Annotated in this window: 19 protein-coding genes; 9 read left to right on the top strand and 10 right to left on the bottom strand. The window is 68.6% G+C overall.

Annotated elements, in window-relative coordinates; genetic code table 11:
* Nucleotides 1–6 precede the first annotated feature (6 nt).
* The gene (locus tag MZV50_RS14505) at nucleotides 7–405 is read right to left on the bottom strand and encodes a hypothetical protein (RefSeq protein ID WP_252629867.1); all 399 of its coding nucleotides are present in this window, start codon (nucleotides 403–405) and stop codon (nucleotides 7–9) included.
* An 88-nt stretch (nucleotides 406–493) separates the two neighbouring features.
* Nucleotides 494–2359, bottom strand: coding sequence for an ABC-F family ATP-binding cassette domain-containing protein (locus tag MZV50_RS14500; RefSeq protein WP_252629866.1), 1866 nt, complete (start codon nucleotides 2357–2359; stop codon nucleotides 494–496).
* Between the two features lie 94 nt (nucleotides 2360–2453).
* Between MZV50_RS14500 and ndk the strand changes: the two genes are divergently transcribed.
* The 3 genes from ndk (at nucleotide 2454) to MZV50_RS14485 (ending at nucleotide 4022) form a co-directional block, all read left to right on the top strand.
* Nucleotides 2454–2873 carry a nucleoside-diphosphate kinase gene (gene ndk, locus MZV50_RS14495; protein WP_252629865.1) on the top strand — a complete coding sequence of 140 codons (420 nt, stop codon included), beginning with the start codon at nucleotides 2454–2456 and terminating at the stop codon, nucleotides 2871–2873.
* Nucleotides 2874–2952: 79 nt separating this feature from the next.
* Nucleotides 2953–3594: a YoaK family protein gene (locus MZV50_RS14490; RefSeq protein ID WP_252629864.1), complete on the top strand. Its 642-nt coding sequence runs from the start codon at nucleotides 2953–2955 to the stop codon at nucleotides 3592–3594.
* Between the two features lie 77 nt (nucleotides 3595–3671).
* The gene (locus MZV50_RS14485) at nucleotides 3672–4022 is read left to right on the top strand and encodes a PRC-barrel domain-containing protein (RefSeq protein WP_252629863.1); all 351 of its coding nucleotides are present in this window, start codon (nucleotides 3672–3674) and stop codon (nucleotides 4020–4022) included.
* A gap of 13 nt (nucleotides 4023–4035) precedes the next feature.
* Here the strand turns inward: MZV50_RS14485 and MZV50_RS14480 are convergent, their stop codons facing one another.
* The 3 genes from MZV50_RS14480 to purM form a co-directional block, all read right to left on the bottom strand.
* The gene (locus MZV50_RS14480; protein WP_252629862.1) at nucleotides 4036–4677 is read right to left on the bottom strand and encodes a DedA family protein; all 642 of its coding nucleotides are present in this window, start codon (nucleotides 4675–4677) and stop codon (nucleotides 4036–4038) included.
* Nucleotides 4678–4761: 84 nt separating this feature from the next.
* Nucleotides 4762–5355: a phosphoribosylglycinamide formyltransferase gene (gene purN / locus MZV50_RS14475; protein WP_252629861.1), complete on the bottom strand. Its 594-nt coding sequence runs from the start codon at nucleotides 5353–5355 to the stop codon at nucleotides 4762–4764.
* Complete coding sequence (gene purM / locus MZV50_RS14470; RefSeq protein WP_252629860.1) at nucleotides 5355–6392, bottom strand: phosphoribosylformylglycinamidine cyclo-ligase; 1038 nt, start codon at nucleotides 6390–6392, stop codon at nucleotides 5355–5357. The genes purN and purM overlap by 1 nt, the downstream gene beginning before the upstream one ends.
* Nucleotides 6393–6528: 136 nt before the next feature.
* Here purM and rnd point away from each other — a divergent pair, with 136 nt between their 5' ends.
* From rnd to MZV50_RS14450, 4 genes are all read left to right on the top strand, one after another.
* Nucleotides 6529–7698 carry a ribonuclease D gene (rnd, locus tag MZV50_RS14465; protein ID WP_252629859.1) on the top strand — a complete coding sequence of 390 codons (1170 nt, stop codon included), beginning with the start codon at nucleotides 6529–6531 and terminating at the stop codon, nucleotides 7696–7698.
* Nucleotides 7699–7905: 207 nt separating this feature from the next.
* Entirely contained in the window at nucleotides 7906–9540 is a 1635-nt protein-coding gene (locus MZV50_RS14460) for an ATP-binding protein (RefSeq protein ID WP_252629858.1), read from the top strand.
* A gap of 107 nt (nucleotides 9541–9647) precedes the next feature.
* Nucleotides 9648–10949: a serine hydrolase domain-containing protein gene (locus MZV50_RS14455; RefSeq protein WP_436792178.1), complete on the top strand. Its 1302-nt coding sequence runs from the start codon at nucleotides 9648–9650 to the stop codon at nucleotides 10947–10949.
* A 121-nt stretch (nucleotides 10950–11070) separates the two neighbouring features.
* Nucleotides 11071–12558: a PAS domain-containing sensor histidine kinase gene (locus MZV50_RS14450; RefSeq protein WP_252629857.1), complete on the top strand. Its 1488-nt coding sequence runs from the start codon at nucleotides 11071–11073 to the stop codon at nucleotides 12556–12558.
* A gap of 24 nt (nucleotides 12559–12582) precedes the next feature.
* Here the strand turns inward: MZV50_RS14450 and MZV50_RS14445 are convergent, their stop codons facing one another.
* Nucleotides 12583–13284: a class I SAM-dependent methyltransferase gene (locus tag MZV50_RS14445; protein WP_252629856.1), complete on the bottom strand. Its 702-nt coding sequence runs from the start codon at nucleotides 13282–13284 to the stop codon at nucleotides 12583–12585.
* Between the two features lie 204 nt (nucleotides 13285–13488).
* Between MZV50_RS14445 and MZV50_RS14440 the strand changes: the two genes are divergently transcribed.
* Complete coding sequence (locus tag MZV50_RS14440) at nucleotides 13489–16074, top strand: glycosyl hydrolase 115 family protein (RefSeq protein WP_252629855.1); 2586 nt, start codon at nucleotides 13489–13491, stop codon at nucleotides 16072–16074.
* Between the two features lie 47 nt (nucleotides 16075–16121).
* Here the strand turns inward: MZV50_RS14440 and MZV50_RS14435 are convergent, their stop codons facing one another.
* Together MZV50_RS14435 and MZV50_RS14430 are read right to left on the bottom strand one after the other, a co-directional pair.
* Nucleotides 16122–16394: a hypothetical protein gene (locus tag MZV50_RS14435; RefSeq protein WP_252635244.1), complete on the bottom strand. Its 273-nt coding sequence runs from the start codon at nucleotides 16392–16394 to the stop codon at nucleotides 16122–16124.
* 156 nt (nucleotides 16395–16550) lie between these two features.
* Nucleotides 16551–18077 (bottom strand): Ppx/GppA phosphatase family protein, encoded by a 1527-nt coding sequence (locus tag MZV50_RS14430; protein ID WP_252629854.1) that lies wholly within the window; start codon nucleotides 18075–18077, stop codon nucleotides 16551–16553.
* A gap of 181 nt (nucleotides 18078–18258) precedes the next feature.
* On the opposite strand from MZV50_RS14430, the gene MZV50_RS14425 reads away from it, so the two are divergent.
* Nucleotides 18259–19242 (top strand): phosphotransferase, encoded by a 984-nt coding sequence (locus MZV50_RS14425; protein WP_252629853.1) that lies wholly within the window; start codon nucleotides 18259–18261, stop codon nucleotides 19240–19242.
* Here MZV50_RS14425 and MZV50_RS14420 read toward each other — a convergent pair.
* A complete protein-coding gene (locus tag MZV50_RS14420; RefSeq protein ID WP_252629852.1) occupies nucleotides 19239–19628 on the bottom strand; it encodes a hypothetical protein in 390 nt (129 codons plus the stop codon). The genes MZV50_RS14425 and MZV50_RS14420 overlap by 4 nt on opposite strands.
* Nucleotides 19625–21850, bottom strand: coding sequence for an RNA degradosome polyphosphate kinase (locus tag MZV50_RS14415; RefSeq protein WP_252629851.1), 2226 nt, complete (start codon nucleotides 21848–21850; stop codon nucleotides 19625–19627). The genes MZV50_RS14420 and MZV50_RS14415 overlap by 4 nt, the downstream gene beginning before the upstream one ends.
* Nucleotides 21851–22055 lie beyond the last annotated feature (205 nt).

Genomic DNA, 22055 nt, shown 5'->3' with positions numbered 1-22055 from the left:
CGGGCGTCAGCGCTTGCCGACGCCGGGGAACATCGCCGGCTGGCCGTCGAAGACGCCCAGATAGCCCAGCTCGCCCAGCAGCGGCGTCAGGTCCTCGACGAGATCGCCGGAATGCGGCAGGTGGGCCGGACGGCCTTCCTGGTCGTGCAGGCGATAGACGGTCCACATCTTGCCCTTGGGGCTCGGCGCGCCCGGCGGGATGAACTTGTGCTCCCAGCCGACCAGAGCCGGCGAACGGCCGATTTCGATGTCGAACGGACGGTCGCGGAACGCCAGATCCATCTCGATCCGCATGGCTTCGCCGATGCGATCATTCACCCAGTGGGCGAAGGCGTCGAGCACCACTTCGGCCGAGAGGCCTTCGGGGTTGGCGACGATGTGATTGCGTGCGGGGTGCGTTGTCATGTCGCACACCATGAACGCGAGATGTCGCTTAACCACTAAACTTCATGGTTTAGGCGCGTTTACCCTTCTCCCTGAGGGAGAGGGCGTTTCAGGCCTCCGCCAGGGACAGTTCCTCGGCCAGGGTCATCCACGCGTCCTCGGCCTCTTGCAGCTTGGCTTTGGCGTTCTCGCGACGCTTGGTCAGCTCGGCGACCTTGGCCGGGTTCTTCACATACAGGTCCGGATCCTCGAGCTGGGCGTCCAGTTCGGCCAGGTTGCGCGTGCAGCGGGTCATGACCTGCTCGGCGGCCTCGACCTTCCGGCGCAGCGGCTCGACGGCGGCCTTTTTCGGCGCGGCGGCGGCGGCCGGCTCGGGCTCACGGGCGACCTGGGTCGGCTTCACGGCCTGCTTGGCGCGGTCCAGCACGAACTTGGCGTAGTCGTCCATGTCGCCGTCGAACGGCTTCACCGTGCCGTCGGCGGCCAGCCACAGGCGATCGGCGACCAGTTCCATCAGCGAGCGGTCGTGGGTGATCAGGATCACCGCGCCCATGTAGTCGTTCAGCGCGTCCAACAGGGCGCGGCGGCTGTCGATGTCCAGGTGGTTGGTCGGTTCGTCCAGGATCAGCAGGTGCGGGGCGTCCATCGCCACCAGGTTCAGCAGCAGGCGAGCCCGCTCGCCGCCCGACAGGCTGTCGACCTTGGTCTCCTGCTTTTCGAAGCCCAGGCCGAACTGGGCCAGCTTCGATCGGCGCGAGCTTTCCGACGCGTCCGGCATGGCCCGGCGGATGATCTCCAGCGGCGTGTCCTCGGGATCCATCGCCTCGATCTGGTGCTGGTGGAACCAGCCGACCTTCATCTTCTTGTCGCGGTGCAGCTCGCCCTTCTGGATGTCCAGCGCCCCGGCGATCATCTTGGCGAAGGTCGACTTGCCGGCGCCGTTGACGCCCAGCAGACCGATACGATCGTCCAGGTCCATGCGCAGGTTGAGGTTCTTGAGGATGGAGCGGCCTTCCTCATAGCCCACGCTGGCCTTCTCCAGGCGGATCAGCGGCGGAGGCAGGGGCCTGGGCGGCGAGGGCAGGGTGAACGGCGCGACGCGCTCCTCGATCGTGGTCGCCACGGGCTCCATCTTGGCCAGGCGCTTCATGCGGGACTGCGCCTGCGCCGCCTTGGAAGCCTTGGCCTTGAAGCGGTCGACGAAGGCCTGCAGGTGGGCGCGCTCGGCGTCCTGCTTGGCTTTCGCGGAGAGCTGCAGGCGGGCCTTCTCGGCGCGGCGCTTCTCGAAGTCGTCGTAGCCGCCGGTGTAGAGTTCCAGCTTGCCGCCGGCCAGATGCAGCATGTGCGTGCAGCTGTTGTTGAGCAGCTCGCGGTCGTGGCTGACGATCAGGGCAGTGTGCGGGTACTTCTGGAGCCGCGCCTCCAGCCAGAGGGCGCCTTCCAGATCGAGATAGTTGGTCGGTTCGTCCAGCAGCAGCATGTCGGGCTCGGCGAACAGCGCCGCCGCCAAGGCGACGCGCATGCGCCAGCCACCCGAGAACTCGGACATGGGGCGGGTCAGGTCTTCCTGGGTGAAGCCCAGGCCGACCAGGATTTCCGAAGCCTTCGACGGGGCGGCGTCGGAATCGATCTCGATCAGGCGACCCCAGATCTCGCCCATCTCCTCGGGATCGGCCGTTTCCAGCCGGGTCAGCAGGCCGTGACGCTCTTCGTCGGCCTCCAGCACCGTATCCAGCAGGGTGAAGGGCGTGGCCGGGTGCTCTTGATCCACCGACCCGATGCGCGCGGCCTTGGGCAGGCTGATTTCATCGTCGCCCGCGTGCAATTGGCCCAGGATCAGCTTGAACAGGGTCGACTTGCCCACGCCGTTGCGGCCGATCAGGCCGACCTTGGCGCCGGGCGGCAGGCTGACGCTGGCGTGGTCGAAGAACTTCCGTCCCCAGGCGTTGAACGTCAGGTCGTTGATCTGGAGCATATTTGTGAAGGTTACGCGGCGGGGTTGGCGGGGAGGAGGCGCACGGCTATAAGCCCGCAACCTCCCAATTCACAACTCTTGTGTGAGACCTCTCGTGACCGAACGCACCTTCTCGATCATCAAGCCGGACGCCACCCGTCGCAACCTGACCGGCGCCGTCAACGCCGTGATCGAGGCCGCCGGCCTGCGCATCGTCGCTCAGCGTCGCGTGAAGCTGACCGAAGCCCAAGCCAAGAAGTTCTACGAAGTGCACGCCGAGCGTCCGTTCTACGGCGAACTCGTGGCGCAGATGACCGCCGAGCCGGTCGTCGTCCAGGTCCTGGAAGGCGATAACGCCGTCCTGAAGTACCGCGAAGTCATGGGCGCCACCAACCCGGCCAACGCCGACGAAGGCACCATCCGCAAGCAATTCGCCCTGTCGATCGGCGAAAACTCGGTCCACGGCTCGGACAGCCTGGAGAACGCGGGCATCGAAATCGCCCAGTTCTTCACCGATGACGAAATCGTCGGCTGATTTCAGCCTACGTTTTTAGATGACGGAGAGCGGCCGGATCGGAGACGATCCGGCCGTTTTCTTTTTCGGGGACATCGGGGTGAAGCACTACGAGCGGGGCGAGGTGGCGCTGGCCGTCACGTTGGCGGGCGTGGCCGGCTATGTCGACGCGATCGGCTTCCTGAAGCTGGGCGGGTTCTTCGTCTCGTTCATGAGCGGCAATTCCACCCGCCTAGGCGTGGGGCTGGCGACCGCCAACTGGCACGCGGTGCTGACGGTCCTGACCCTGGTGGGCTCGTTCGTCGTCGGCGTGGTGCTGGGCGCCCTGACGGCCCGGGCGTGCGGCGAGAACCGGCGATCGCCGGTCCTGGCGCTGGAGGCGGCCCTGTTGGCGGCGGGCGCTGGCCTGCTGGCCCTGGGCTTCGACACCGCGGGCGTGACGGCCGTGGCCATGGCCATGGGGGCCGAGAACGCCGTCTTCCAGCGCAACGGCGACGTGGCCGTCGGCCTGACCTACATGACCGGCGCCCTGGTCAAGGCCGGCCAGCGCATCGCCGGCGCCCTGGTTGGCGGCGAGCCCTCGGACTGGCCGCGCTACGTGTTCCTCTGGACGGGCCTGGCCGCCGGCGGCGCGCTGGGCGCCCTGACCTATGTGACGATCGGCGCCGCGGCGCTATGGCTGGCCGTGGCGGTGGTGCTGGGGGGCGCGATCTGGGCCGAGCGGCGCTGGCGATCGGTTTGAGTCTCCGCCGAAACCGTTAGCCCCGTCGGGCGCTTTCTCCCGTGGCGAGCCACGCCGGTCGGTCGAGAGAGAATCCGATGCCCCTGACGAGAAGCAAAGACATCCTTGGCGAGGACCTTCTGGGCGAGAAGGGCGGCAAGCTGGGAACCATCGCGGAGACGTTTGTCGACCTGGATACCGGGCGGATCGAGTTCCTCGTGGTCGAGGGAACGGGAATGCTGGGCGGGTCGGGCAGGTACCATCCCGTGCCGTGGTCGATCGTTCACTACGATCCCATGGCCAAGACGTACCAGGCCGACATCTCCAAGGATCGGTTCAAGGCCTCGCCCAGCTACGACCGCACGCAGATCGCCAGCGCCGACTATGCCTGGGACGAGCAGTCGATCCGATACTACGACGCCCCGTCGGATATCGCCCCAGTCACCTGAGGCGACAGCGGCGCTAGGCGGCCGCCCCGCCGCGCTTGCCTTGCCTGAGCCACAGCGCGCCGGCGCCGATCACCAGCACTGCGACCAGCGCCATGCCGCTGGCCAGGGCCGGGTTGGTCCCGAACATCTCCAGGTTCCGGGCGGCCAGATAGCCGGGCGCCAGCAGAGAGATCACCCAGATCGGCGCCGACAGCACGTTGGCGACCTGGAAGCTCCAGCCGCCCGAGCGCGACATGCCCGCCAGGATCGGGATGAAGGGGCGCGCCGGACCGAGATAACGGGCCGCGGCGATGGCCAGCACACCATGGCGGCGGGTCAAGAGCTTGGCGCGGGCCAGGAGGCGACGCCCACCTTTCTTGTCTACAGGGCCCCGGAACAGCAGGCGTAAGGCCCGGCGACCGCCCAGGCCTCGGCCCATGAGATAGGAGATGGCGTCGCCGGCGGCGGCCCCGGCGCTGCACCACAGGATGGCCTCGACCGGATGCAGAGCGCCTTGGGCCACCAGGGCCCCGGCGGCCAGCATGACGCCCAGGATGGGGATCAGCAGGCCCACGATCAGCAGGGCCTCCAGCAGGGTCATGGCGAACAGGACCGCGCCAGCGAGACCGGCGTTGTCGGCGGCGACTTTGAAAAGGTCGGCGATCCAGGCGTCCATCAACGGCATCGTGCCGTCAGATGGTGACGAAGTTCTGACCGATCAGTCTTTGTGATCTGCGACACGCGGTCCCAGGCGCGGGCGCTAGGCCTTGATCCGTTGCTCGCTGACGAACCTGGCCAGGGTCGCCGCATACAGCTTGTGCTCCTGCTCGAGCACTCGCGCGGCCAGCGTGTGGTCGTCGTCGTCGGGCAGGATCGGCACGTGGGCCTGGCCCAGGATCGGGCCTTCGTCCACGCCGGCGGTGACCAGGTGGACGGTGCAGCCGGCTTCCACGTCGCCGGCCGCGATGGCGCGGGCGTGGGTGTCGAGACCCGGATACTTGGGCAGCAGGGACGGGTGGATGTTCAGCATGCGGCCTTCCCAAGCGTCGACCAGGAACGGCGTCAGGATTCGCATGTAGCCGGCCAGGGCGATGACCTCGACGCCGCGTTCGCGCAGCGCCGCGTCTATGGCCCGCTCATGGGCCTCGCGGTCCTTGCCGAAGGGCTTCTGGTCCACGCACAGCGCCTCGACCCCGGCCTCGGCGGCGATCTCCAGGCCCTTGGCGTCCGGCTTGTTGGCCAGGACGAGGGCGATCTGGAACGGGCAGCTGGGCGCCTGGGCCGCCCGGATCAGGGCCTCCATGTTGGAGCCCCGGCCCGAGATCAGGACGGCGACCTTGGTCTTGGGGTCCATCAAGCCTTGACCAGCTGGCCGCAGATGAAGGCGTCCTCGCCGGCGTTCAGCAGGGCGGCCAGCACCGGCTCGGCGTCAGCCTGGGCCACGATGATGATGAAGCCGACCCCGCAGTTGAACGTGCGGCGCATCTCGTGTTCCGAGACGCCGCCGACTTGGGCCAGCCATTCGAATACCGGGGGCATGGCCCAGGCGTTCCAGTCGAACTCGGCGGCCAGGCCCTCGGCGATGGCGCGCGGCGGATTCTCGATCAGGCCGCCGCCGGTGATATGCGCGCCGCCCTTGACGCGACCCGACTGCAGCAGCGGCAGCAGCGATTTCACATAGATGCGGGTCGGGGCCATCAGCGCCTCGGCCAGCGTCTTGCCGTCTTCGCCAGGAACGGGGAAGGGGCAGGGGGCGTCCCAGGCCAGGCCCGAGCGCTCGACCACGCGGCGCACCAGCGAATAGCCGTTGGAGTGCGGACCCGACGAGCCCAGGCCGATGATGATGTCGCCGGCCCGCTGCTTGTCCAGCTTGGGCAGGACGCCGTCACGCTCGACCGCGCCGACCGAGAAGCCGGCCAGGTCGTACTCGCCGTCGCCGTACATGCCCGGCATCTCGGCGGTTTCGCCGCCCACCAGGGCCGCGCCGGCCAGCTTGCAGCCGTCGGCGATGCCGGCGACCACGCTCTTTGCGGTCTCGACGTCCAGCTTGCCGGTGGCGAAGTAGTCCAGGAACATCAGCGGCTCGGCGCCCTGCGCCAGCAGGTCGTTGACGCACATGGCCACCAGGTCGATGCCGACCGTGGCGTGCATGCCCGCGTCGATGGCGATCCGCAGCTTGGTGCCGACGCCGTCGGTCGTGGTGACCAGGAGGGCGTCCTCGTAGCCGGCCGCTTTCAGGTCGAACAGGGCGCCGAAGCCGCCCAGGCTGGCTTCCGCGCCAGGCCTGCGGGTAGCCTTGGCCAAGGGTTTGATGGCGTCCACGAGCGCATTGCCCGCGTCGATGTCGACACCCGCCTGGGCGTAGGTAAGGCCGTTGGGCTGGTCGCTCATGGTCGCTCTGGCGCTCGCTCTGGATCTATCGGAGGACGGTAAGATCCTCCGAACACGCGGAAAATTTGCGTCCCGGGTACGGTGAGCGCGTCTTGACGCTTGCAGACTCGGGGGTGCGCGAGGCTATTAGCAGCGGATGAAGCCGATCACCACCACCGCCGAACTGGCGGCGTTTTGTAATGCACTCGCGGGCGAGCCTTTCGTCGCCGTGGACACCGAGTTCATGCGCGAGACGACCTACTGGCCCAAGTTGTGCCTGATCCAGGTCGCCTCGCCCACGCACGAAGCCGTCATCGACCCGCTCGCCGACGATATCGACCTGGAGCCGCTGCTGGCGGTGATGCGCGATACGAGCATCCTCAAGGTGTTCCACGCCGCGCGTCAGGACGTCGAGATCTTCAACAACCTCAAGGCCATGCCGAGGCCGCTGTTCGACACCCAGGTGGCGGGCATGGCGGCGGGCTTCGGCGAGCAGATCGCCTATGACGCCCTGGTCCGCCAGATGCTGCGCATCGAGCTGGACAAGTCCAGCCGGTTCACCGACTGGGCCCGCCGGCCGCTGACCGAGGCCCAGCTGACCTACGCCCTGGCCGATGTCACCCACCTGGCCGCCCTGTTCCCGATTCTGCGCGAGCGCCTGGAAACCTCGGGCCGCCTGGCCTGGGTCGAGGAAGAGATGACCGCCATCTCGGATCCCGCCGCCTATGACGTCGATCCGGAAAAGGCCTGGCGTCGCCTGCGTCCGCGCAAGACGGCGCCGAAGTACCTGGCCGTGTTCAAAGCCGTCGCCGCCTGGCGCGAGCGCACCGCCCAGAACCGCGACCAGCCGCGCGGCCGCATCCTCAAGGACGAGGCCATCGACGAGCTGGCCACTCAGGCCCCGACCAGCCTGGACGCCCTGAACAACCTGCGCGGCGTGCCCAAGGGGTTCGGCGGCAGCAAGTTCGGTCCCGACCTGCTGGCCGCGATCAAGGCGGCTTTGGCCGATCCGGAAGGCTACGCCCCCGTCGTCGACAAGCCCGGCCCGCCGCCGCCCCAGAACGCCGGCGCCGTGGTCGAGCTGCTCAAGGTGCTGCTGAAGGCGCGGGCGGAGGAGGCGGGTGTCGCTTCCAAGCTGATCGCCACGGTCTCGGACCTGGAAAAGATCGCCGCCGACGACAACGCCGCCACCCCGGCCCTGACCGGCTGGCGTCGCGACGCCTTCGGGGCCGACGCCCTGAAGATCAAGCGCGGCGAGCTGGCCCTGGTGCTGGACGGCGCCAAGGTCCGGGTGGTCGAGGTGCGCCGCGCGCCACGCGCCGAATAGGCCCGCTTCCAGAGCTCGGATTCCTTAAGGGGCTTAGGGTTTTTGAACCCGAACCGAGTTCTGGTAAACGCCGTGCAAAGGTTTGCTGGCGTACTACGGCGAAGCTTTCGTTCGGCCTTGGAGGGCATGGGGGACGAGCGCGTCGAGTAGGGGGTCGCGTTGGGTGGGTTCTGGCAGAGACTGGCGGTCGCGTACCGGCCGGCGGCGGTGTCGCGACGAAAGCAGGTCTCCCTCAGGCTGTTCGTCGTCCTGGTGCTGGCGGCCCTGGCGCTGGTGAAGCCCGGCATGAACTTCGTGTTCGGCTGGTCGGTCCTCTACCTGATCGTCCAGGTCAGCGAGATCCTGGCGCTGAACAACTTCCTGCGCCGGGCCAAGCCGGGGCGCGGTACGGTGACCCTGAACCTGCTGGCCGACTTCGCGCTGGCCGTGGTGTTCGGCTGGCTGGCGATCCCGGTCTGGGCGACCGGCACGCCCGTCGGCGCCGCCGGGGCGGTTCTGCTGCTGTCCGGATCGATCATCACCGCGCTGATGGGCGCCGAGGGGTGTCTGACCGCCTTCGCCGCCTCGGCCACGCCCCACCTGGCCTATGTCCTGATCACGCCGCTGGTCGCCGGCGGGATCCACGATCCGGTCATGCCCTTCTTCACCGCCGGCGTCGGCCTGTTCTGCCTAACGGTGGCCCTGGTGTTCCTGTGGTCGCGGCGAACCCTTGAGGCCGAGCGCGCCGCGCGGCGGGCCGCCGAGGCCCAGACCGCCGCCAAGTCCGCCTTCGTGGCCATGGTCAGCCACGAACTGCGCACGCCGATCAACGCCATCCTGAACGGGGCCGAGGCTCTGGACGGCGGCCGAGCGGGCGCTTCCGGAGCCGATGCCTCGTTGATCGCCGACGCCGGCACGATGATGCGCGCCCTGCTGAACGACCTTCTCGACCTGTCCAAGATCGAGGCTGGGCGCATGGGCGTCGAGGTGGTCGACCACGACCTGCGGGCCCTGGTCACCGACGCCCTGGACTTCTGGCGCAAGGCCGCCGAGGCCAAGGGCGTGAGCCTGGAACTGGAAGGCGTCGAGCGCCTGCCGCAATGGGTGCGGGGCGATCCGATGCGCGTGCGCCAGGTGCTGAACAACCTGCTCAGCAACGCCATCAAGTTCACGGCCGAGGGCGCTGTGACGGTCGGGATCCGGGTCAAGGGGCCGGAGATGATCGGTATCGACGTTCGCGACACGGGACCAGGCCTCTCGGAAGACCAGATCGGGCGCCTGTTCAGCCCTTACGAACAGTTGGGCGTCGAGACCGCGCGCGCGTTCGGCGGCACGGGCCTGGGCCTGGCGATCAGCCGCGATCTGGCCCGGCTGATGGGCGGCGAACTGACAGCGGCCAACACGGCCGAGGGCGGCGCCCGCTTCACCCTGCGCCTGCCGACCCCGGCGGGCGTCGCGCCGCCGCCGCCCGAGGCCCATGAGGTCGAGGTCCTGGCCGTTCGCGACGATGCGCCGCTGATCCTGGTGGTCGACGATCACGACATCAACCGTCGGGCCCTGCGCCAGATGCTGGAGGCGTTCGGCGCGCGGGTCGAGACCGCCGAGGACGCCCTGACCGCCCTGGCCATGGCCGAACGGCGCGTCTTCGACGCCATCCTGATGGACGTGCGCATGCCCGGCGTCGACGGGCTGGAGGCCACCCGCCGCCTGCGCGCCAGCCGCGCCAACAGGGCCACGCCGGTCATCGCCGTGACCGGGGCGGTGTCGCCCGAGGAGGTCGCCGCCTGCCGCGAGGCCGGCATGACCGGCTGGGTCGAGAAGCCGGTGAACGCCCGCGACCTCTACGCGGCGCTTTTCGAGTAGCCGCACGCATTTTCGCCGCACAGGCCTGCCGTTCTTGCCTAGACAGGAGGGGCGAGGCCGCGCGAGTCGGGCCCGCGATCCAAAACGGTTCAAGAGTACGGGCGACGGTGTCGGAAGTCGGGACGGAAAACGTCATAGGCCGGAAACGGCACGCGCAATGGCTGATCGCCGGCGGCGTGCTGCTGGCCATCGTCGGGGCGGTGCTGTTGCCGCGCGCCAAGGACAAGCCGCTGAAGGTGGGCCCCGCCGCCACGGCGCAGGCGCAAAAGCTGCCCGAGACCCCGGCCAACTGGCATGGCAGCATCGACTATCCGGCGCTGGACGGCCGCATACGCGCGATGATGACCGATCCGTCTATGGAGGGACTGGGCGTCGCGGTCGTCGAGAACGGCCGCCTGTCCTTCGTGAAGGGCTACGGCGTAACCGCGACCCGCGACGGTGAGCCGGTCGACGCCCGCACGGTGTTTCGCTGGGCCTCGCTGTCCAAGACCGTGGCCGGCACGCTCAGCGCCCGCCTGGCCGCCGAGGGGACCTTCTCGCTGTCCGATCCCGTGGGGATCTTCGACACCAGCCTGCGTTTGCCGGGCGACGCCCAGAACAGCCTGACCCTCGAGCAGCTGCTGTCGCAGCGCACGGGCCTGGGCAAGAACGCCTATGACGGCCAGCTGGAGGACGGCCAGGATCCGGCCAGGATCCGCCAGTCCTTCGTGAACCTGAAGACCGTCTGCCCGCCGGGAACCTGCCACAGCTATCAGAACATCGCCTACGACACGATCAGCGAGGTCATCGCCGCCCGCACGGGCGCGCCCTACGCCGTGGCGGTCAAGAACCGGGTGTTCGGGCCGCTGGGCATGACCGGCGCCTCGGTCGGCATGGCGGGCCTGACCTCCGCGGCCCATTGGGCCAGGCCGCACCGCCACGGTAACGAGCTGAAGCTGTCCGAGGCCTATTACCGCGTGCCCGCCGCCGCCGGGGTCAATTCGACCATCGTGGATCTGGCCATCTGGATGCAGGCCCAGATGGGGCTGCGGCCCGACGTCCTACCGCAGGCGGTGCTGGACGCGGTGCAGCGCCCCCGCGTCGCCACCGCTCGTCCCTATGGCCGCCTGAACATCGCCCGCGAGCTGAAGAGCCCCGGCTACGGCCTGGGCATGCGCAGCTTCGACTACAAGGGCCATCACCTGATCGGCCACAGCGGCGGGGTGTCGGGCTATCGCTCGACCATGATGTTCGACCCGGCGACCAAGACGGGCGTGGTGATGCTGTGGAACAGCGACGCCAACCTGCCTTTCCGTTTCCAGGCCGAGTTCTTCGACCGCGCCTACCGCCTGCCGTTCACCGACTATCTGGACCTGAAGGACGGTTCGCCGACCTCCAGTCCGGACGAGGTCTCGGGCGATCAGGGCTGATCAGGGCCGCGACAGTTTGGCGCGAGGCCATGGTAGCGGGACCACTCTTGGCGCCGTCATTTTCTCGTTTACAACCGCAACTATAGGGTGCGGTCAGCTTAGAATTGCCTCTAGGGGATGAATGGGCGCGGTCGTCAAGGATAAGCTCTGGGAGATCATCGGGCAGTCGGATCGTTCGCCGATCTGCGCGTTCGACCATGATTTCCGTCTGATCGGGTTCAACCAGGCCCATAGCGACGAGTTCTTCCGGATCTACGGCTATCGGGTGGAGCTGGGCGACGTCTTTCCCGATCTCTTCCTGCCCGAGCAGGCGCCGATCATCCGCGGCTTCATGGCCCGGGCGCTCGGTGGCGAGGTGTTCAGCGTCGTCGAGGAGTTCGGCGACCCCAGCTTCGACCGACCCTATTGGGAGATCTGGTACGCGCCGCTGCGCGACGAGGCGGGCGACATCATCGGCGCCTTCCATCACGCCCAGGACATCTCGGCGCGCCTGCGTCTGCAGGTCGACCTGTCCGCCGCCCAGGACGCCCTGCGCCAGGCCCAGAAGATGGAGGCCGTGGGTCAGTTGACCGGCGGCATCGCCCACGACTTCAACAACCTGCTGATGGCCATCGTCGGCAACCTCCAACTGCTGGCCAAGCGGATCCCCGAGGACCACCCGGGCCGGCGTTTCGTCGACAGCGCCGCCTCGGCCGCCGACAAGGGCTCTAAGCTGACCAGCCAGCTCCTGGCCTTCTCGCGGACCCAGAAGCTCAGCATCCGGTCCGTCAGGCTGGACACGGTGCTGGACAAAGCCCGCGAGCTGGTCCGTACGGCGTTGCCGCCGGCGATCGCCATGGATTTCGTGCTGGGCGGCCAGGACGCCTGCGTCCTGACCGATCCCGACCAGCTGGAGCTGGCGATCCTGAACCTGGCGCTGAACGCGCGCGACGCCATGCCGGGCGGCGGCGAGCTGCGGGTCGAGAGTCGGGCGGACGGGCCGGACCACCTGCTGGTGCGCGTCTCCGACACGGGAACGGGTATGACCGCCGAGGTGGCCCGGCAGGCGATCGAGCCGTTCTTCACCACCAAGGAGCGCGGCAAGGGCACCGGCCTGGGGCTGGCCCAGGTCTACGGCTTCGTCACCCAGTGCGGCGGCGCCTTGCGCATCGACAGCGCGCCGGGCGCGGGATCGACGATCGCGATGCGCCTGAAGCGCGCCGAGGCTGCCCAAACGCCGGTGGTCGAGGCGGTCGATTGCTCGACCGAACCCGTCGACGGCGAAGGGCGGGTGGTGCTGGTGATCGACGACGACAGCAGCGTCCGCGCGGTGTTGGCCGAGACCCTGAAGGCCGCCGGCTACAGCGTGGTGGAGGCCGCCGACGGCCCCGAGGGGCTGGCCAAGCTGGACTCGGTCAAGCCCGACGTCGCGGTCGTCGACTTCCTGATGCCGGGCATGAACGGCGACGAGGTCGGGCGGCGACTGCAGCACGCCTTGCCCCAGCTGCCAATCCTGTTCGTCAGCGGCTACTACGACACCCTGGCGCTGGATGGCATCAGCGGCGCGGCGGTGCTGCGCAAGCCGTTCGACGATCGCACCCTGCTGAGCGCGGTGGCCTCGGCGCTGTAGGGCAGGGCGGGGACGGGCCTGGGATCAGGTCCTCGCCGCGCGCCATCCTCGAAGCATGAAGGCCTGGAAGAACGGGATCGGCTTCCGAAAGCCGGCCGCCTCCCACAGGGCTTCCGTCTCTTCCGGCGGCACGACGCCCAGCACGTCGCGCAGCATGCCGCCGAGTTTCGCCAGCGACTCCCGCGTCGCGCCCATCAGAACCTGGATCCGTTTCCAGTCTTCCAGCATCTCGGGGAACTCTGGAGCGTCAAGGTCGGCGCTGATCTCGGCGCTGGCGAAGCGGCCTCCCGGCTTCAGACGGTCATGAATGGCCGAATAGAAGGCGTGGCGGTCCTCGCGTTTGATGAAGTGCGCGACCATCAGGCTGACCGCGGCGTCAAAGCCGCCGAGAGGGGCGTCCTGGACATAGCCCCGCAGAAGCTCGCAACGATCCAGCACGCCGGCCTGTTCGAGCCGGTGTCGTCCCACGGCCAGCATGTCATCGGAGGGATCGACGCCGACGAACGACCAGCCCGGATAGACCTTCGCCAAGGCCAGGATCTCGGCGCCGGTCCCCACCCCGACGCACAGCACGCGCGCGTCGGCGGGCAAGTCCGCCAGGACCAACCCCAGCAGGAAATGCAGCCCGTCGGAGATCGGCGAGAGCGCGCTGTTGCGACGATCGTAGGCGTCAGCGATCTCCTGGTTGAAGAAGTTGTGCGGGGTCGTGGGTTTCGGCTGGCTCATTGTTATAAAATAACAAAGAGTTCGAGCTGCGCTACCCGTCTCGTCTCCATCAGCGTCGAAGGCTTGGAGTATTTGGCACGACGGTCTGGCGCTTGGCTCCCTGACAGGTCTTGTGCGATCGGTCCGCCTTGCTATGGTCTGACCTCTTGAGTTTATTGGTCAGATAATGCGCCGGCGAATCCAGGCGCCAGGCCTGGAGGAAGCGTGAGCGCCCAAGAAGTTCTGATGCGCATGGCGTGCGGTCTGGCCGTGGCCATGTGGGGCGCATCCAGCGCGTTCGCCTGCGACCGACCCGTCAGTGTGTGCGAGACCCAGCGGGCGTCGAGCCTGCCGCTGATCCGCGATGGACGGCCCATACCGGTGTATGTGGACGCCACGGCCGATCCGGCGGTGCGTCACGCCGCCGAGGGTTTGCGCGGCGACTTGGATCGCGTCAGCGGCGGCGTGTCGGCCCCGCTCTCGGATCTTTCCAAGGCCCGGGGACCCGCCATCATCGTCGGCGTTCTGGGCGCCAGCCCGGCCATCGACGCCCTGGTCCGCGACGGAAAGCTGAAGACCGAGGATCTGGCGGGCCAATGGGAGGGCTTCCGGCAGGTCGTGGTCGAGCGGCCAGCCGCCAACATACCCCGCGCCCTGGTCATCGTCGGATCCGACCGGCGTGGCGCGGTCTTCGGCGCGTACGATCTCTCCGAAAAGGTCGGCGTATCGCCTTGGGCCTGGTGGGCAGACGTGCCGGTCGTCCGCAAGACCGATCTGTTCCTGACCGCCGGCGCCAGAGCCGAGCATCCACGTGTTCGTTATCGCGGGTTCTTCATCAACGACGAGGACCCGGCGTTCAGCGGCTGGGCCAAGAAGAAGTTCGGCGGCGTCAACGCCGACGCCTACGCCCACGTCTTCGAGCTGATGCTGCGCCTGAAGGGCAATTATCTCTGGCCGGCCATGTGGGCGCCCAAGGCCTTCAACGACGACGATCCGCGAAGCAAGGTTCTGGCTGACGAGATGGGCGTGGTGATGGGCAGCTCGCACCACGAGCCGATGACCCGGGCCCAGGCCGAATGGCATCGCAACACCGACAAGGGCGTGACCGGCGGGCGCTGGGACTACGCGACCAACGGCGACAACCTGCGCGCCTTCTGGCGCGGCGGCATCGAACGGATGATGTCGAAGGGCGACGGGACGCCCTATGACAGCTTGGTCACCGTAGGCATGCGCGGCGACGGCGACGAGCCCATGGCCGAGGGGGCGGCGACCCACCTGCTGGAACAGGTCGTGGCCGACCAGCGCAAGATCATCGCCGAGGTCACGGGCCGGCCCGCCGAGAAGACCCCACAGGTCTGGGCCCTCTACAAGGAAGTCCAGGACTATTACGACCACGGCATGCGGGTGCCGGACGACGTGACGCTGCTGTTCTCCGATGACAACTGGGGTCAGATCCGGCGCCTGCCGGTGGCGGGCAAGGACAAGCTGGATCGCGCCGGCGGCTACGGCGTCTACTACCACTTCGACTATGTCGGGGCGCCCCGGAACTACAAGTGGATCAACACCAACCAGATCGCCAAGGTCTGGCAGCAGATGGACCTGGCCTACAGGCGCGGGGCGCGGGCCCTGTGGATCGTCAATGTCGGCGACATCAAGCCGCTGGAGTATCCGCTCGACTTCTACATGCGCATGGCCTGGAACCCCGAGGCGATGACGCCCCAGGCGCTGGAGGCCTTTCCCCGGCAATGGGCGAGCGAGACCTTCGGCGAGGCCCTGAGCGCCGACATCGGTCAGGTCGTGGCGACGCACGGAACCCTGGCCTCGCGGCGCAAGCCGGAGCTGATCGACCAGGACAGCTTTCCCATCGGCGAGGCGGGGCCGGTGCTGGACGGTGGCCCGTTCGGCAACATCGTCGACGACTGGCGTGGCCTCGTCGCCAAGGTCGAGGCGATCAAGGCTCGGCTACGTCCCGACCAGCGGGACGCCTATTTCCAGTTGGTCGAGCACCCGGTGCTGGCCTTCGCCAACCTCTACGAGATGTACTACGCGACGGCCTGGAACCGACGGCTGTCGTCGCGCAACGACGCCCGCGCCAACGTCTTCGCCGACACTGTCGAAGCCGCGTTCAAGCGCGACGCCGAGCTGACCGCCCAGTACCACGCTGTGAACGGCGGCAAATGGGCCGGCATGATGAACCAGGTCCATATGAGCTATGTGATCTGGAACGACCCGACCCAGCAGTCCATGCCCAGCGTCACACGGGTGGCGGCCGACACCCCGCCCGACAAGCTGGCGGCGAAGGTCCAGTTCGGCCGATCGCGGCCCGAGGATCCCCGGGTCGTCACGATACCGGCCGCGAAGTTCGACCGCGCGGTCGGCGGCAAGGGGCTGACCTGGACGGTGCTGTCGAATCTGGGCGATGGCGACGCCGTGGTGGCTCTGCCCCAGGGCAGGCCCTCGACCGACGTCCGCGACGGGGTTCGCTTGGATTACGCCGTATCGGTTTCGCGCTCGGGTCCCGCTCGCGTCCGACTGCGCCTGGCGCCGACGCTGGACGCGACGGGCGGAAAGGGGATCCGGATCGGCGTCTCGCTCGACGACGGCCCCGTGCAGGTGGTGACGGCCAATCTGGTTCCGACCGCCGGCTCGGCCTCGACGCCAGAACAGGCCGCCTGGGTGGCGGCGGTCAAGGACCACGCCCATACGGTCGAGACCCTCTTCCCGGCCGTCACGCAGGGGTCGCATGTGGTCAAGGTCTGGCGGCTGGACGACAACGCGGTGTTGGAGAAGGTGCTCATCGACTTGCGGTGAGCGGATTCGCTTCGACCCTTCGCCAGCCTCGGTCGCGGTCGTTCCGGCTAGTGATGTCCCATCGTCGTCAGGGCGCCGCCGGCGGCCAGGGCGAGGGCGCAGAAGACGCCCAGGTGGAAGACGACGCCGAGGGCGACGGTGCGGCGGACCGACCAGGTGCTTTCCTGGGCGAGGACGCGGCCCAGTTCGGACTGCAGCGTGCGCGCGCCGCTCGAAACGGGCGCGTCGTGGTCGGCGGCGAGACGCAGGTCAGGACGCTTGGGGACGTCCGCGACCGGGGCGATGGCGTCCAGATAGTCGAACTTACGCTTCAACATCAGTGACCTCCTGGGTGTCGTTGGAGGTACGGTGCGCGAGGCAGGGCTAACAAATCATGCTCATTGAGCGCCGGTTCGCTGCGGCAACTTGTCATTTTCCCCGTATTGGGGAAGTTCAGGCGCGATTAAGCATGCGGCCAGAGCGACCTATACCTGCCTTTATCCCGTAATGATCTTGGGCTTCAGGCCCAGGTGTTGCGCGGCGGTATTGGCGCGCTTGCTGGTCTGTTCGCCCAGCAGAAGGTCGGCGAAGCCCGGCTCGGCGGCCAGGGTCAGGTGGTTCTTGTCCAGCGTCAGTCGGGAATGGGCCAGGAGGCTGGGGCTGCGGCCGGAAAGATCGCAGGCCAGGCGGATCGTGGCGCCCAGGGCGCGGGCGCGCTTCAGCTGGGCCGGGCTCAGCAGGCGCTCCAGCGTGGCCAGCTCGGGCGGATTGAAGTTGGTGGCGTGGCGGGCGTGGGCGGCCACGGCCAGGAAGCAGCGCTCGGCGTGGCTCTGTCCGGCGATCGGGGCGCGCAGCACCTGCTCGAACACCAGGTCGGCGCGATGGTCGGGGTGCAGGCGCGCGCCGACGTCCGAGAGGCGGCAGGCCGCCGAGATCAGGGTCTCGTCGCGCTCGCCGAACAGCGGGGCCAGGGCGCGGAACGCCGGGGCGATCCAGGTTTCCAGCGCCGGGCCCAGGTCGTCGGAGATGCCCTGGCGCGCGCCCAGCGCCGTGCAACCCTCGACCAGCGGGTCCAGGCCGCGCACGCGCGGCGGCATGGCCTCGAACAGCAGCCCCTCGCGCACGCCGAAGGCCGAGATCTCGATGCGCTTCAGGCCCAGCTGCTCGATCAGGATCTCCAGCACCACGGCGGCGTAGGGCAGGGTTTCCGAGCGCTTCTTGCTCATGCCCTCGATGCGCTCGAGCGAACTCTTGGACTGGTGGCTGACCAGGCGGGCGGCCTCGACCGCTTCGGCGGCCGGGATTTCGTACTGGTGGACCACGTGCAGCGGGTAGCCCGACAGTCGCATGTGCAGCAGCGCCAGATTGCGCCAGGCGCCGCCCACGGCGTGGAAGGTGTCGGTGCGGAAGTCGGCGGCGACGGCTGCGATCCGTTCGCGGGTCAGGCGACGCACGCGTTCGCCGTCGAAGCCGCCGCTCAGGCCGCCGCCAAGACTGCCATTGGGGCCGCCGCTGGCGCTGGCCAGGCTGAAGGGGCCTAGCGGCAGGGTCACGCCTTTGCCCGCGCCGGTGGACGACAGGCGGATCAGCTCCAGGCTGGCGCCGCCCAGGTCGCCGACCACGCCTGTGGCGTCTGGCGCGCCGGCCAGAACGCCGACGGCGGCGTAATGCGCTTCTTCCTCGCCGGTCAGCACGCGGACGGTAAAGCCCGCCTCGGCCTTCACACGGGCTATGAAGTCAGGCCCGTCCTGGGCGTCACGAGCGGCGGCGGTGGCGACCACGAAGGTCTCGGCCGGATTGACCGCCTCCAGCACCGCGCGGAAACGCTTCAGGGCCTGCAGGGTCTGGATCACGCCGTCGGGCGACAGCCGGCCTGTCTTGGCCAGGTCGCGGCCCAGGCCCGCCAGCACCTTCTCGTTGAACACGGTCCAGATGGCGCGGCCTTCCAGCCGGTACACCACCAGGCGGACCGAGTTGGAACCGATATCGATCACGGCCGCGTCGCGCGGCGCCTGGGAAGGCATGGGGTCCGGTTTAGCGTATTCGGCCGGCGGGGGAAGCGCCGGCGCGACCTTCGCGGCTATTTTCCATGGGGATGATCGCGCCGAAAGCCTTGGCCGGGAACGCCTCAGAATATCATCCGGGTTATATTGACTCATATTTTATCCGGGTGAATAAGGCGGGCCTTGCCGCGAGGTTCCGCCGATGTTCCTGCCACCCCATCAACGCCCCAACGTCGCCAAGGCTCTGCGCGCGGCGTTCGGAACCGATGAACTCGATACCTGGACGGCCTTGTCGGGCGGGCTGTCGGGCGCCGAACTCTGGCGTGTGCGGGTGGGCGGCATCGCCTATCTGCTGCGCGTCGAGGCGCCGGCGCGCGACGCCCTGCGCGACCCGCATCGCGCCTATCGCTGCATGACGCTGGCGGCCGGGGCCTGCCTGGCGCCGCGGGTGCGCTACGCCGATCCGGACGATGGGGTCGTGATCCTGGACTACATCGAGGCGCGCGGGTCGGTGCTCGACCACTTCGGCTCGCGGGACGATCTGGTCGTCGAACTGGCCCAGGCCGTGCGGGCGCTGCACGCGATCGAGGGCTTTCCGCCGCTGGTCGACTATCTGGATGGGCTGGAGGGCTTGGTCGGCCAGGCCGGCCGCGCCGGCGTGGTCCCGATCGGGGCCTTCGACGCCTGGCCTCGGCTGCACGCCGTCTGCGCGCGCCTGACGCCGCAGCCGGTGTCCAGCCACAACGACCTCAATCCCCGCAACCTGCTCCATGACGGCCGGCGGATCTGGCTGATAGACTGGGAGGCGGCGTTCCGGGCCGACCGCTATGTCGACCTGGCCGCCATCGCCAACACCTTCGCCGCCGACGCCCACGGCGAGACCCTGCTGCTGCGGACCTATTTCGGGCGCGAGGCCAGCGACGCCGAGCGGGCGCGGCTGTGGCTGTTCCGCCAGGTCAGCCACGTCTTCCACGCGGCGATCTTCGTCGTCGGCGAGGCCGGGCGGGCCAGGGCGGACACGCTGGAAGGGCCGACGCTGGACGCCCTCCACCAGGGTCTGGCCCTGGGCGAGCCGCTGCTGGACACGCCCGAGGGCCGGCTGGCCTATGGCCTGGCGCGGCTGCGGACGGCGAACGCCAACCTGGCCTCGCCGGCCTTCGCCGAGGCGGCGGGACGAGCCGCCTAGGGATTGATCCGGCAGGCCACGGTCTTCCAGCCGTCATCCTCGCGGCGGTGATAGCAGGTGCCGTAGCTGACCTGCCGGCCATGCGCGCGCTGGCCGCCCTTGGTCAGGGCCCAGGGTTCGGGGCCGAGCAACAGCATGTCCGTGGTGTCGGCCTTGCGAGGGCATAGGCCCCACCAGCGGATATGGTAGCCGCCGAGGATCCCCGGCCCGTAGACCGCGCCCAGCGCCTGGGCCTTGTGCTCGACGCCCGGCGCGACGCCGAAGCGATCGACGCCGGGACGGGCGGGCAGGGCCTGGATGGCGCATATGTCCGCCCGCCGCGCCGGAGCCGGACCGCAGGCGGCCAGCGCCAGCAGGGGCGGAAGGAGCGCGGCGAGCCGTCTCAACGCTTGCGCTTGGGCCCCACGTGGTCGAAGGCGCGGGGCAGGTCGCGGGCCCCGTGGCCGCGGCCCGACAGGCTGGGATTGGTCATGAAGTAGTCGTGGGCCGAGAACGCGCCCTTGCTGTTCCAGGCCGGGTCGCGGGCGTAGTCGCCCTCGCTGTCCAGCTTCCAGCTCTGGGCCTCGTCGTTGAGGTTGGCGACCATGATCTGGTCCAGCACCTGCTGGTGGACGGTCGGGTTCTCGATCGGCACCAGGCTCTCGACCCGGCGGTCCAGGTTGCGCGGCATCCAGTCGGCCGAGCTGATGAACACCCGCGTCTGGGCGCTGGGCATGGTCGCGCCGTTGGCGAAGGCCACGATGCGAGCGTGTTCCAGGAAGCGGCCGACGATCGACTTGACCCGGATGTTCTCCGACAGCCCCACGATCCCCGGCCGCAGGCAGCAGATGCCGCGCACCACCAGGTCGATCTGCACCCCGGCCTGGCTGGCGGCGTAGAGGGCGTCGATGATCTGCGGGTCCACGACCGCGTTCATCTTGGCCCAGATCCCGGCCGGCCGACCGGCGCGCGCCGCCTCGGCCTCGGTCTCGATCATCCGCAAGAGGTCGGGCTTCAGCGTCTGGGGCGAGAACGACAGCTTCTCCAGCCGCCCGGGCTGGGCGTAGCCGGTGATGAAGTTGAACAGCTTGCCCCCGTCGCGCCCCAGGGCCGGGTCGCAGGTGAACAGGCTAAGGTCGGTGTAAACCCGCGCCGTCTGCGGGTGATAGTTGCCGGTGCCGAAGTGGCAATAGGTCCGCAAGCTGCTGTCGGCCTCGCGGCGCACCACCACCGACAGCTTGGCGTGGGTCTTCCAGTCGACGAAGCCGAACACCACGTGCACGCCGGCCCGCTCCAGGTCGCGCGCCCACTTGAGGTTGTTCTCCTCGTCGAACCGCGCCTTGATCTCGACCAGGGCCGTGACGTTCTTGCCGTTGTCGGCCGCCTCGATCAGGGCCGCCACGATCGGGCTGTCCTTGGAGGTGCGGTACAAGGTCTGCTTGATCGCCAGCACGTTGGGATCGCGCGCGGCCTGGCGCAGGAACTGCACCACCACGTCGAAGCTCTCGAACGGGTGGTGAACGAGAATGTCCTTCTCGCGGATCGCCGCGAAGCAGTCGCCGCCGTGGTCGCGGATGCGCTCGGGGAAGCGGGCGTTGAACGCCGGGAACTTCAGGTCCGGACGGTCGGGCGGGATCAGCTCGGACATCTGGGCCAGGCCCAGCTTGCCGTCGACCAAAACGACGTCCTCGGGCTCGGCGCGCAGGCCCTCGATGATGAAGTCGCGCAGGTCGGGCGGCATGGTGGTCTGGATCTTGACCCGCACCACCCGGCCCAGGCGGCGCTTCTTCAGCCGCGCCTCGAACTCGCGCACCAGGTCCTCGGCCTCTTCCTCGATCTCCAGATCGCTGTCGCGGATCAGGCGGAACAGGCCGCGCCCCTCGACCTCGTAGCCGGGGAACAGGTGGTCCAGGAACAGGATGATGAAGCTTTCCAGCGCCACGATCTTGCGCTGGCGCTTCTTGCCGCGCGTGACGACGCTGCTGAGCTCCCAGAACCGCCGCACCTGCGAGGGCACCGGGGCCAGGGCGTACAGGTGCTTGTCGTCGGCGATCCGGCGCAACTTCAGGGCCAGGCAGAAGCCCAGGTTCGGGATGAACGGGAACGGGTGGGCCGGATCGATGGCCAGCGGCGTCAGCACCGGGAAGATCTGGTTGAGGAAGATCTCCTCGGCCTTGACCCGGTCCTCGCCCTCGATGTCCTTGGCGTCCAGCAGCTTCAGGCCCTCGTCCCACAGCTCGGTGCGGACCTGGCGCCAGATCTTCTGCTGCTGGGTCATCAGCTCGAAGGCCGAGGCGTTGATGTGGGTCAGCTGCTCGCTGGGGATCAGGCCGTCCTGGCTGATCACCCGCACGCCCTCGCGCACCTGGCCCTTCAGGCCGGCCACGCGGACCATGTAGAATTCGTCGAGGTTGTTGGCCGAGATCGACAGGAACCGCAGGCGTTCCAGCAGCGGGTGACGCGGATTGCCGCTCTCCTCCAGCACTCGCTGGTTGAAGGCCAGCCACGACAGCTCGCGATTGAAGAACCGCTCGGGCGAGGCCATCAGCTCGGCGTCCAGCGTCAGCGGCGCGGAACCTTCAGGGGACGGAGCGATGGCCGGTGCGGTCAGGGCGGTGATCTCGTTCATGGGGTCACTTTAGGCGCGAGTGTGTTCCGGCATGGTGAACGAGGCAAGTGACGGGACGAAGACAGCGCGGCGATACCGTCTCTCCGGCGAAAGCCGGGGCCCAGATCGAACCCGGAGTGTTCGAATATTTAGCGCCGTCGACAGGCGCGCTCACCCTAAGCGCTCAGGCTGAATCTGGGCCCCGGCTTTCGCCGGGGAAGCGGTG

Source organism: Caulobacter segnis, from assembly GCF_023935105.1.
Lineage (GTDB): Bacteria > Pseudomonadota > Alphaproteobacteria > Caulobacterales > Caulobacteraceae > Caulobacter > Caulobacter segnis_B.
This window is presented reverse-complemented; position numbering and strand designations above follow the sequence as displayed.

What these genes read in the sequence shown, in the direction of transcription:
- MZV50_RS14505 (WP_252629867.1), bottom strand. Translation starts at nt 405, where the DNA reads ATGACAACGCACCCCGCACGCAATCACATCGTCGCCAACCCCGAAGGC.
- MZV50_RS14445 (WP_252629856.1), bottom strand. Translation starts at nt 13,284, where the DNA reads ATGAGCCAGCCGAAACCCACGACCCCGCACAACTTCTTCAACCAGGAG.
- MZV50_RS14450 (WP_252629857.1), top strand. Translation starts at nt 11,071, where the DNA reads ATGGGCGCGGTCGTCAAGGATAAGCTCTGGGAGATCATCGGGCAGTCG.
- MZV50_RS14430 (WP_252629854.1), bottom strand. Translation starts at nt 18,077, where the DNA reads ATGCCTTCCCAGGCGCCGCGCGACGCGGCCGTGATCGATATCGGTTCC.
- MZV50_RS14480 (WP_252629862.1), bottom strand. Translation starts at nt 4,677, where the DNA reads ATGGACGCCTGGATCGCCGACCTTTTCAAAGTCGCCGCCGACAACGCC.
- rnd (WP_252629859.1), top strand. Translation starts at nt 6,529, where the DNA reads ATGAAGCCGATCACCACCACCGCCGAACTGGCGGCGTTTTGTAATGCA.
- purM (WP_252629860.1), bottom strand. Translation starts at nt 6,392, where the DNA reads ATGAGCGACCAGCCCAACGGCCTTACCTACGCCCAGGCGGGTGTCGAC.
- MZV50_RS14415 (WP_252629851.1), bottom strand. Translation starts at nt 21,850, where the DNA reads ATGAACGAGATCACCGCCCTGACCGCACCGGCCATCGCTCCGTCCCCT.
- purN (WP_252629861.1), bottom strand. Translation starts at nt 5,355, where the DNA reads ATGGACCCCAAGACCAAGGTCGCCGTCCTGATCTCGGGCCGGGGCTCC.
- MZV50_RS14500 (WP_252629866.1), bottom strand. Translation starts at nt 2,359, where the DNA reads ATGCTCCAGATCAACGACCTGACGTTCAACGCCTGGGGACGGAAGTTC.
- MZV50_RS14485 (WP_252629863.1), top strand. Translation starts at nt 3,672, where the DNA reads ATGCCCCTGACGAGAAGCAAAGACATCCTTGGCGAGGACCTTCTGGGC.
- MZV50_RS14425 (WP_252629853.1), top strand. Translation starts at nt 18,259, where the DNA reads ATGTTCCTGCCACCCCATCAACGCCCCAACGTCGCCAAGGCTCTGCGC.